Source organism: Saccharothrix lopnurensis (assembly GCF_042658445.1).
GTDB lineage: Bacteria > Actinomycetota > Actinomycetes > Mycobacteriales > Pseudonocardiaceae > Actinosynnema > Actinosynnema lopnurensis.
Genome location: NZ_JBHSQO010000001.1, coordinates 69,097 through 78,953, shown reverse-complemented (window position 1 = coordinate 78,953; position 9,857 = coordinate 69,097). Strand labels below are relative to the sequence as shown.

Annotated in this window: 9 protein-coding genes; 1 reads left to right on the top strand and 8 read right to left on the bottom strand. The window is 74.8% G+C overall.

Annotated features, from left to right (window positions below; all coding sequences use genetic code 11):
• Positions 1-18 precede the first annotated feature (18 nt).
• From ACFP3R_RS00395 to ACFP3R_RS00365, 7 genes are all read right to left on the bottom strand, one after another.
• Positions 19-609: a cysteine hydrolase family protein gene (locus ACFP3R_RS00395; protein WP_380631589.1), complete on the bottom strand. Its 591-nt coding sequence runs from the start codon at positions 607-609 to the stop codon at positions 19-21.
• Positions 610-1,118: 509 nt separating this feature from the next.
• Positions 1,119-1,478, bottom strand: coding sequence for a cytochrome P450 (locus ACFP3R_RS00390; RefSeq protein ID WP_380631587.1), 360 nt, complete (start codon positions 1,476-1,478; stop codon positions 1,119-1,121).
• 202 nt (positions 1,479-1,680) lie between these two features.
• Positions 1,681-2,625, bottom strand: a complete 945-nt coding sequence (locus tag ACFP3R_RS00385) for an SDR family oxidoreductase (RefSeq protein ID WP_380631585.1) — start codon at positions 2,623-2,625, stop codon at positions 1,681-1,683.
• A gap of 123 nt (positions 2,626-2,748) precedes the next feature.
• Entirely contained in the window at positions 2,749-3,888 is a 1,140-nt protein-coding gene (locus ACFP3R_RS00380) for a geranylgeranyl reductase family protein (RefSeq protein ID WP_380631583.1), read from the bottom strand.
• Positions 3,888-4,931 carry an NAD(P)/FAD-dependent oxidoreductase gene (locus ACFP3R_RS00375; RefSeq protein WP_380631581.1) on the bottom strand — a complete coding sequence of 348 codons (1,044 nt, stop codon included), beginning with the start codon at positions 4,929-4,931 and terminating at the stop codon, positions 3,888-3,890. Before ACFP3R_RS00375 ends, ACFP3R_RS00380 begins: the two co-directional genes overlap by 1 nt.
• The gene (locus tag ACFP3R_RS00370; protein ID WP_380631579.1) at positions 4,924-5,442 is read right to left on the bottom strand and encodes an isoprenylcysteine carboxyl methyltransferase family protein; all 519 of its coding nucleotides are present in this window, start codon (positions 5,440-5,442) and stop codon (positions 4,924-4,926) included. The genes ACFP3R_RS00375 and ACFP3R_RS00370 overlap by 8 nt, the downstream gene beginning before the upstream one ends.
• Positions 5,439-6,506: a type III polyketide synthase gene (locus ACFP3R_RS00365; RefSeq protein WP_380631577.1), complete on the bottom strand. Its 1,068-nt coding sequence runs from the start codon at positions 6,504-6,506 to the stop codon at positions 5,439-5,441. The genes ACFP3R_RS00370 and ACFP3R_RS00365 overlap by 4 nt, the downstream gene beginning before the upstream one ends.
• A 27-nt stretch (positions 6,507-6,533) precedes the next feature.
• On the opposite strand from ACFP3R_RS00365, the gene ACFP3R_RS00360 reads away from it, so the two are divergent.
• A complete protein-coding gene (locus ACFP3R_RS00360) occupies positions 6,534-7,397 on the top strand; it encodes a UbiA family prenyltransferase (RefSeq protein ID WP_380631575.1) in 864 nt (287 codons plus the stop codon).
• 56 nt (positions 7,398-7,453) lie between these two features.
• Here the strand turns inward: ACFP3R_RS00360 and ACFP3R_RS00355 are convergent, their stop codons facing one another.
• Positions 7,454-9,706 (bottom strand): RICIN domain-containing protein, encoded by a 2,253-nt coding sequence (locus ACFP3R_RS00355; RefSeq protein ID WP_380631573.1) that lies wholly within the window; start codon positions 9,704-9,706, stop codon positions 7,454-7,456.
• Positions 9,707-9,857 lie beyond the last annotated feature (151 nt).

Here is a 9,857-nt window from a genome sequence, read left to right as displayed (position 1 = left end):
GCTCTTCGGGGGGCCGGGCTACGGGTAGATGCTGACCTTCTTGCGCGGCAGCTCACCGGACTCGTCGAGGATGCGCAGGATGTCGGAGGACTCGGCGATGGTGGCGCAGTAGCCGTCCAGCCACGCCAGCGACCGCTCCTTGGCCTCCGGGTCGCCGGAGACCACGCAGTCGGAGGGGACCCACACGTTGTAGCCGCGGAAGAAGGCGTCCGCCGCGGTGGTCTGCACGCAGATCTGCGTCTGGAGGCCGGTGACCAGCACAGTGTCCACGCCCGCCGCCTGGAGCCGGTCGTGCAGCTCGGTCTCGTAGAAGCCGCTGTCCTTGTGCTTGACCACGACGTCGTCGGCCGGGTCGAGGAAGTCGGCCAGGATCGCCGCGCCCGGGGTGCCCAGCTGCACCGGCAGGTGGCCGTTGGCGTCCCACTCCGCGTTGGGGTCCTCCGGCAGGTTGATCAGCTGGAGGTGGAACACGCGGTGCCCCCGGCTCCTCATGCCGTCGAGGAACGCGACGAAGTCCGCCTTGGCCTCGGCGATCCCGGCGGCGCGCTGCGGCGTCTTGTCCACGATGTCGGACTGGAGGTCGTTGGTGAGCACGGCGACTTTACCCACGGCAATTCCTCGATCTGGACAGGGCGGCAGACCCGTACCGGCAGTACGGGTAGCGGCCATTCGGATCAGCGGGACCGGCATTCGGACAGGGACCAGCCCCCGCCGCCCGAAATGGACGGCAGCGAGAACATACCTAGCCGATCAGCCGCTTACAACGAGGCAATATAAATTGCTTCGAGTGATCAGCATCACATGAAAATCCAGCCACTCGACCGCTTGACAGGGTTGTTTTGTTGCCTCTTTTCCAAGTCGCGAACATTCCCGCAATCCGCTGGTCACACCGGCTTCGGTGCGAGTCCTGACCAGCCAGGAGGGCGGTGCGGGATGCACCCCGGGCGGTCGCGAACGGTTCACCGGGACTTCTCAGGACTGTGTGGTGCGCCATCCAGTGATGTTCGTCGCCACGTGCGCCGCCGCAGCGGAGGGTGAGCGGTTGATGACCGGAAGGGGCGGGAATAGAACACCACAAGCACCTGGGTGATGCGCGGACAATGACCCGGGAGGGTGATTTAACGGTTACCCGTCGCGAGTGCCGGGGCGGGCGGGACCGGGTCACCGGCGGGGAGTGCGCGCCGAAGACCGGCGCCGGGCCGCGTCCCCACGCACACCCGCGGCCCCGCGCCGAAGGGCACGTACGAGTGCTTGTGCGGCGCCCTCCTGGGGTCCAGCCGGCGGTCCGGATCGAGCACGTCCGCGGCCGGCCACCACCGCGGGTCGCGGTGCGGGAGGTAGGGGCTGAACATCACCTGGCCCTCCGGCCCCGGCTCCCACTCCCCCGGCGTGGTCGGCCGGACCGCGGCGCGGCCCATCAGCCACGTCGGCGGCCACAGCCGCAGCACCTCCCGCACCACCGCCTCGGTGTGCGGCAACGCCGTCGGCGGCGGCTCCCGGGCAGAAGTCCGCCGCCGCCTGCCCCGGCGAGCGCCTCGGTCGACCGGATTCCGGCTGTGACCGCGTACAACCAGCGGGGTTCACCCAACCATCCGTCCGAAGAGGACGGACGACGTGGAGCAGGAGCGGACCGGCCGGTCCACGGCACCGCGGCGGCGGCGGCCGAGCGGGTGGTGGGAACTACGAGGACGGCCGCGTCGTGCGGCCGGTCGGGTCGAGGGCGGGATCGGGGCCGGGATCGAGGTCTGGTCCGGGGTCACCGCCGTCGCCTTGCCCCGCGCCTCGGGCTCGCCCGACCAGCGTGTCCTGGTAGCGGAGCGCCCACCGCGCGATCAGCGGCGCGACCGCCGGCAGGACGAGGTCGAGGACGTTGCTCAGCGGCGGCACGCCGGCCAACCGCGCGGGCCCGAGCCAGCGCGGCACGGTGACGGTGCGGTGCCCGTACCCGGTGAGGCACCGGTGCACCTCGTCGGCGACGTGCTCGGGCCGGGTGCCGAACGTGCGCCCCCGCCGCCCCTCGTCGTCGTCCGGTCGGAGGCCGGCCGCGCGGAGGAGCCACTCCGTGCGCACCGGACCGGGGTTGACGCTGTGGACGCGCACGCCGGGCGGCGACTCCCGCCGCAGGGCGTGGACGAGCCCGTCGACCGCCGCCTTGGTGGCCGAGTACAGCGACAGGGGCGGGATCGGCACCCACCCGGCGACGGAGGCGACCATCACCACGTCGCCGCGCCGCCGCGCGAGGTGCGGCAGGGCCAACCGGGTCAGGTCGGCGACCGCGATCACGTTCAGCGCCACCACCTCGTGGACGGCGTCCGCGTCCAGGTCGGTGAGCAGTCCCGCCCGGCCCTGGCCAGCGTTGTTGACCAGCGCGTCGAGCCGGCCGTGGCGTTCGACGACGTGCTCGACCAGCTCACGGCGCTGCCGGGGGTCGGTGAGGTCGCAGGCGACCGGGTGGACGGTGCCGGGCAGGTCGCGGGCCGCCGCCCGCAGCCGCGCCTCGTCACGGGCGCACGTCACGACGGTGGCGCCGGAGGCCGCGAGGCGCGCCGCGGTCGAGCGCCCGATGCCGGCGGAGCCGCCCGTCACCAGCACGACGCGACCTTCGACCGGCCGTTGGGGGAACATGGGGGTGGCGTACCCGTTCGACGCCGGTCGACACCGGGATGCCCGGGTCGGGTCAACCCGCCACGGCGGGGTACCGCGCCGCGTTGCCCGGATCGGGGTACCCCGTCACGGCGAGGTACCCCGTCACGACGGGAGCCCGCGCCGCGCCGCGGCGGTGATCACCGCCGCGGCCAGCGGGACGTCGAGCGTGCCCGCCCCGAGGCCGATCTCGACGAGGCGGTCGAAGGCGCGCCGGTCGTCGCGGGCCGCGGCGGTGGCGAGGTCGACCAGCCAGGGCCGCCGGGTGAGCCGGGCCAGCACGTCGGTGTGCCGGAGGTGCCTGCCGAGCCGGTGCCGCAGGGACCGGCGGTAGGAGCCCGCCGGGTCCGGTGTCGTGGCGGCCGCGCCCGCCAGCGCGCCGGAGAGGACCGCGTAGTAGATGCCCTCGCCGGTCAGCGGGTTGATCAGCGACGCGGCGTCGCCGGCCAGCAGCACCCGGCCGTGCGCGACGCGGGGTCGCCCGGGTGACAGCGGCAGGCGGTGCCCGCGCAGGGGAACCGGCGGGAGGTCGGGGAGCAGGTCGTGCAGCCGGGCGGTCAGCTCCGCGCGGGTCGGCGGCGTACCGCGGACGAGTTCGCCGTAGCCGACGTTCGCGGTGCCGTCGCCGACCGGGAACACCCAGGCGTAGGCGGGCCAGTGCGCGGTGGCCATGACGAGCCGCTGTTCGCCGGCCGGCCACGGCTCGGCAGCGGTGTACCCGCGCAGCGCGATCGCGATCGTGCCCGCCCGCGCCCCGCCGGCGCCGCACCTCCGCCGCACGACCGACTCCGCCCCGTCCGCGCCGATGACGGTCCGGGCCCGGACGGCGCCGTCGACGAGGACCACCCCGTCCTGCTGGACGAGCGTGCGGACGCGGTGCCGCCGGAGCACCGCGCCCGCGTCCCGGGCGGCCCGCACCAGCCTCGCGTCGAGGAGCACGCGGGGGATGACGGCGGCCGGCCGGGCGAAGTCCCGCCCCGCCCGCGCGCCCCTCGGCGACACCAGGCGCAGCGCGGTGACCGGCCGGGTGCCCGCCGCGAGTTCGTCGACCGGCACGCCGAGACCGGCGAGCACGTCCAGGGCGTGCGGCGCGACGCCGTCACCGCAGACCTTGTCCCGGGGGAAGTCGGCGGCGTCCAGCAGGAGCACGCGGGCGGACGGGTCGGCGCGCAGCGCGGCGATCGCCGCCGTCGACCCGGCGGGTCCGGCTCCGACGACCACCAGGTCCCAGTCGGTCCCGCCCATCAGCGCGCGAGCTGGTCGACGACGGCGGCGAACAACCGCGGGGCCAGGACGGTGGCCGGCACGATCCGCCGGGCGAGCGCGGGGCGCCCGCGCGCCCACAGCAGGGTCTCGGTCAGCCAGCGCGACCGCCGCGACGTCCGCTTCCAGGCGCGGTCGTAGTCGGCGGGCCGGTCCGCGCGCAGGCAGCGGACGAGTTCGGCCGCGGTGCTCAGGGACAGCGCGAGCCCCTCCCCGGTGAGGGCGTCGACGTAGCCGGCGGCGTCCCCGACGAGCAGGACGCGCCCCGCGACCCGGCCGGAGGCGCGCTGCCGGAGCGGGCCCGCGCCCCGGACCGACGAGACCGGTTCCGCACCGGAGATCCGCGCCGCGAGGTCGGGGAAGGCGGCGAGCTGCTCGGTGAACCCGCCGCGCACCGAGGACAGGACCGCGACGCCGATCGCGTCCGGTCCGACCGGCGTCACGTACGCCTCGGACCGCGCCGCCCACGTCACCTCGACCGCGTCGGTGGTCGGCGCGAGGGCGTAGTGGCGGCGCAGCCCCCAGCGCGGCGGGCACGTCGACCCGGCGGTCCCGTCCCCGGAGAGACCGACGAGGTCGCGGACCGCGGAGTGCAGCCCGTCGGCCGCGACCAGGTAGCGCGCCCGCAGGCCGCCGGCCCGCACGTGGTCGCCGTGCTGCGAGAGGTCCGTGACCGCGATCGGCAGGACCGGCACGCCGTGCCGGATCACCTCGGTGCGCAACGCGTCGTGGAGCACGGTGCGCCGCACTCCCCTACCGGGGCCCCCGCGGAACGCGGCGTGCGCGGACAGCGCGCCCTGCCGGTAGGTGATGCCCCCGATGGGGTACCCCGGTGGGTCGACCCCGAGCGCGGTCAGGGCACGCACGGCACCCGGCATCAGCCCCTCCCCGCACGCCTTGTCGACCACCCCGGCGCGCTTCTCGCACACCACCGCGTCCAGGCCCGCACGCGCGCACCCCAGTGCGACGGCGAGCCCGGCCGGACCGCCGCCCACCACGACCACGTCGTGCAGGCGCTCAGGCATCCACCGACCTCAGCGCCCGGTCCTCCGCCCGGATCCGCACCGCCAGCAGCCCGGCGTTCACCGCGGTGAACACCGCGGCCGTCAGCCAGGCGCCGTGCACGAGCGGCAGGGCGAAACCCTCGACGACGACGGCGACGTAGTTGGGGTGCCGGAACAGGCGGTACGGGCCGCCGGTGACGAGCGGGAGCCCGGGGACGACCACGATGCGGGTGTTCCACTGGCGGCCGAGCACGCGGATGCACCACCACCGCAGCGCCTGCGCCGCGACCACCAGGGCCAGCATCGGCCAGCCGAGCAGGGCGGTGAAGGGCCGGTCGGCGACCCACACCTCGACCAGGCAACCGGCGAGGAGCCCGGTGTGCAGCACCACCATGAAGGGGTAGTGCCCGAACCCCGTCTCACGCCCTCCCCGGGCCAGGCTCCACGCCAGGTTGCGCTTCGCGACGACGAGTTCGCCCAACCGCTCCACCGCGACCAACCCGACCAGCACGGCGTACCACACCTGGCTCACCACCGCAGCAGCACCAGTTCGGCGCAGAACCCGGGCCCCATGGCCACCACCACTCCCCAGTCACCGGCGGACGCGGGCCGGCCGGTGAGCGTGTCGGCGAACACGTGCAGCACCGAGGCCGACGACAGGTTGCCGATCCGGTGCAGGGAACCCCACGTCAGGGCTAATTCGTCCTGGTCGAGGTCCAGCACCGACTGGATCGCCTCGATGACCTTCGGCCCGCCGGGGTGGCAGATCCAGCGGGCGACGTCGCCGACCTCCAGCCCGTGCGGCGACAGCAGCCGCTCGACGTCCCGCGCGAGGTGGGTGCGCACGAGGTCCGGGACCCCCGCGCCCAGCACCACCTTCAGGCCCGTGCTGCCGATGTCCCAGCCCATCGCGCGTTCGGAGTTCTCGTACAGGTGGCTGACCGAGTCCACGACCCGCGGCCCCGACGCCGCGGCCGGGTGCCGGTCGCCCACCGCGACCACCGCGGCGGCGCCGTCGCCGAAGAGGCCGGAGGCGATCATGTTGGCGGTGCTGGAGTCCCCGCGCTGGAGGGTGAGGGAGCACAGCTCGACCGACACCAGCATCGCCACCGACGTCGGCCAGCCGCGCAGGAAGTCGTGCAGCCGCGCGATGCCCGCCGCGCCGGCCACGCAGCCCAGCCCGAAGATCGGCAGCCGCTTCACGTCCGGACGCAGACCGATCCGCGACGCGATGCGCGCGTCGAGGGAGGGCGCCGCGATGCCGGTCACGGTCGTGGAGACCACGAGGTCCACATCGGCGGGGGTGAGCCCCGCCCCTTCGAGGGCGGCGAGCGCGGCCTCGCAGCCGAGGTCCACCGCGACCGACAGGAACGCGTCGTTCGCCGCGGTGAACCCGTCGAGCTCGGCGTAGCGCTCGATGGGCAGCGCCAGGTGACGGGAGGCGACCTTCGCACTGGTGTGGAACCGGCTCGCCACGGCCCGCGCGGTCTGGTCCGCCAGGCACAGCCGGCCGAACACCTCGGTCAGCTGCGCCTGCGGGTATCGATGCGGCGGGAGCACGCCGCGGACCGCGGAAATCGTCGTCACCCGTTTCACGGTACGGCTTGTGCGTACACTCGGCAGATGATCGGCTCGCCGGCAGGTGCTCCGCGCCGGGCGCGGACCGGACGGGGGTTGGCGCGGGGTCTCGTCGAAGCCTGCCACCCGGTGCCGGGACTGGCGGTGACGCTGGTGGCCGTGGCGCTGGCCGTCGGCACCGGGCTCACCCCGGGGCGGGTCGCGCTGCTCGGCGCCGCCGTGTTCACCGGCCAGCTGTCGATCGGCTGGTCCAACGACTGGGTCGACGCCGCGCGGGACCGCGCCGTCGGGCGAACGGACAAGCCGGTCGCGACCGGGGCCGTACCCCCGGCGGTGATCGCCACCGCCGCGTCCACCGCGCTGGTGACCACGATCGTGATGTCCTCGCTGCTCGGGGTGATCGCCGCCGCGGCCCTGCTGATCGGTGTCGCCGCCGGGTGGGCGTACAACCTCGGGCTCAAGGCCACGGTCTGGTCCGGCGCGACCTACCTGATCGCCTTCGGCGCCCTGCCCGTCGCGCCGTACGTCGCCTCGCCCGGACAGCCGTGGCCGCCGTGGTGGGTGCCGGTCGTCGGCGCGCTGCTCGGGTTCGGCGCCCACTTCGCGAACGTCCTGCCCGACCTGCGGGCGGACGCGGAGACCGGGGTGCGCGGGCTCCCCCACCGGCTCGGCCCCCGGACCGGGGTCATCGTCATGGCCGGGGCGCTGGCCGCCGCCTCGGTCGTGCTCGGCGTCGCACCCGCGACCACGTCGACGGCGTTCGCGCTGACCGTGTCGGCGACCGGGATCGCGCTGGCCGCCGCCACCACCGCGGCGGCGGTCCGCGCGCCGCGCGGTCCCCTGGCGTTCCGGCTGACGATCGGCATCGCGGTCCTGGACGTGGCGCTGCTGATCACGAACGCGATGTGAGCCCGGCCCGGTCGGCGCCGGGGTCCGAGACCTCCTCGCCGACCGGGTGCCGGGTGTCAGGCGATCGTGAACACCTGGCGGCCGCCGTCGTCGAGGGGCCGCTGCTCCAGCTGCCCGCCCTGGGCCGGTGGCGCGGTCAGGTACAGGCCGCTGAAGCGGTTGGCCAGCCGGTACCGGCCGTTGCCCGCGTCCTCGATCAGCCACTCGTCGTTGGTGTTCGCGCCCGGCTCGTAGGAGTACTGGACCGCCTTGCCGCCCGCGTCCCGCGACGCGCCGTGGACGACGACGTCCTTGCCGCTGTGCTGGTTCACCAGGCGCACGTAGCCGTCGCCCACCGGGGTCAGGGTGAAGCGCTGGTTCGCGCCGCCGTTGCCCGGCCAGCCGATCACCGGCACCTCGTCGGCCACGCCCGCGTCGTACACGTCGACCGCGAGCCCGGTGCCGGGGTTGGTCAGCACCCGCGCGCCCGCCGGCGCGGTGACCGCCCGGGTGAGCTTCACGACGTGACCGCCGTTGGCGACCTGGGCCACGCTCAGCGCCTCGCCCGCCTGGACCACCCTGCTGGTGCGGACCAGTCCGGCCGGGCCGTCGGTGGTGATCTCGGCGTGCCACGCGCCCGGGGGCAGGAACGCGGTGGGGTAGGTGACCGTGCCCGCCGCGCCCTTGCGCACCGCGCCGACGAACCACCGGTCGCCGTCGCGGCGCGCCAGGACCGCTCCCGAGGCCGGATCACCGGACACGAACCGGGTCTCGTCCCACGTGGTCGGCAGCAGCCGCATCCAGCGCTGCGCCTCGGGCCGGGCCTGGTAGTCGGACACGCGACCGCCGGGCAGCATGATGCCGCTCTCGTACAGCACGCCCAACGCGAGTTCCGCGGCGTCGCTGTTCGGGTTGCCCTGCTGGAAGCTCATCGGCGAGTAGTCCGCCGGGCCCAGCGCGCCGCGCGTGAACGGGATCGCGGTCACGTGGTCGATCGTGCGCCCGCCGGGGTACTCCTCGCCGCGCACGTCCTCCGTGGTCAGCACGTGCGGCCACGTCCGGTGCACGCCGACCGGCAGCCGCGAGCCGTGCAGGTCGACCATCAGCCGGTACCGCGCGGTGCTCGCCAGCGCCGCGTCGTACCACTGATGCCGGGCGCGGGTCTCGGAGTCCATGAAGTCCATCTTCACGCCCACCACGCCCCACCCGGTGATGCGGCTGAACTCCGCGTCGCGCTCGGCCTCGGTGTCCAGGTCCTGCCAGTGGTACCAGAGCATGATCCGCACGCCGCGCGCCCGCGCGTGCTCGACCAGCTCGGGCATCCAGGTGACGCCCTTCCACCCGTCGTCCACCAGCAGGTACGGCCACCCCTGCGCCGAGGCGTAGTCGGCCCACTGCTTGAGCCTGGGCAGGTTGCGCTGCGTGTCGTGGAAGCCGTCGAGCCACGGCCACGCCGCGATGCCCGGCCTGATCCACGACGTGTCGGCGACCTTCGACGCGGGCGCCACGTCGTCCACGAGCGTGGACTCCACGACCGTCGCCGTGGTGCCGATCGCGGCCGTCCGCCACGCCGTCGCGAACGCGCCGGTCCGCGCCACCTGCGCGTCGGCCAGCCTCAGCGCGAACCGCCCGGTGCCGCGCGCGTGGGTGAACCGCCCGCCGGACCAGCCACCGTCCACACCGGACTCGGCGAGCAGCACCCGTGAGCCGTTCGGGTTCTGGGCGAACACGCTCATGTCGTACTCGCCGTCGGCGACCGCCGACGCGGCGGAGGTGACGTGGTTGTTCTCGTGGTTGGCGACGAACGGGGCCAACGACACCAGGGCGTCCCCGGGCACCTCGAACGACGTGGCCTCCCGCAGCACGGTCGCGCTGCCGGGCAGCTCGTACCGCAGGGCGACCCCGTCCCGCGAGGTGCGCACGACGACCGTGATCCGGGCGGTGTCCCTGGCGAACACCAGCCGGGTCTCGGTGGCCGTCCGCGAGCGGTTCCCGGACTTCCCGGCGACCACGGAGTAGTCGTAGGACACCGGGGTGTCGGTGCGCCCGACGAACGCCAACCCGGACGTGAAGTCGGCGGCCGCGGTGACCAGGCCGATCGGCGCGGGCAGCAGCGCGGCCCGGCACTCCCAGGTGGCGCCCAGCGTGAGGCTGCCCCCGGCGTCCAGCGCCACCGTGGCCCGCACCCCGTCGCACCCGCCGGCGCCGACCCCGGGCTGGAGCGACGTCCAGCTCCCGGGCGCGGCCCGCGCGACCCCGACCAGGCTCCCGACCACGGACAACGCGATGACGCCCGCACCGAGTGCCCGGCGCTTGCGCTTCCCCGACATGGCTCACCGTCCCTACTGCGGAGGGTGGCGGCCCGTTACTCACGGTACAACCGATCAACCCCATCCGTACAGGGGCGCCACCGGCCCGACCGGCACGGGATCGCGCCGTCGCGACACCCTTTCGGGCAGACTTCGCCTTCCTGTCGTGATC

Coding starts and splice junctions, on each gene's coding strand:
- ACFP3R_RS00385 (WP_380631585.1), bottom strand. CDS start 2,625: ATGTTCCCCCAACGGCCGGTCGAAGGTCGCGTCGTGCTGGTGACGGGC.
- ACFP3R_RS00380 (WP_380631583.1), bottom strand. CDS start 3,888: ATGGGCGGGACCGACTGGGACCTGGTGGTCGTCGGAGCCGGACCCGCC.
- ACFP3R_RS00375 (WP_380631581.1), bottom strand. CDS start 4,931: ATGCCTGAGCGCCTGCACGACGTGGTCGTGGTGGGCGGCGGTCCGGCC.
- ACFP3R_RS00360 (WP_380631575.1), top strand. CDS start 6,534: ATGATCGGCTCGCCGGCAGGTGCTCCGCGCCGGGCGCGGACCGGACGG.
- ACFP3R_RS00355 (WP_380631573.1), bottom strand. CDS start 9,706: ATGTCGGGGAAGCGCAAGCGCCGGGCACTCGGTGCGGGCGTCATCGCG.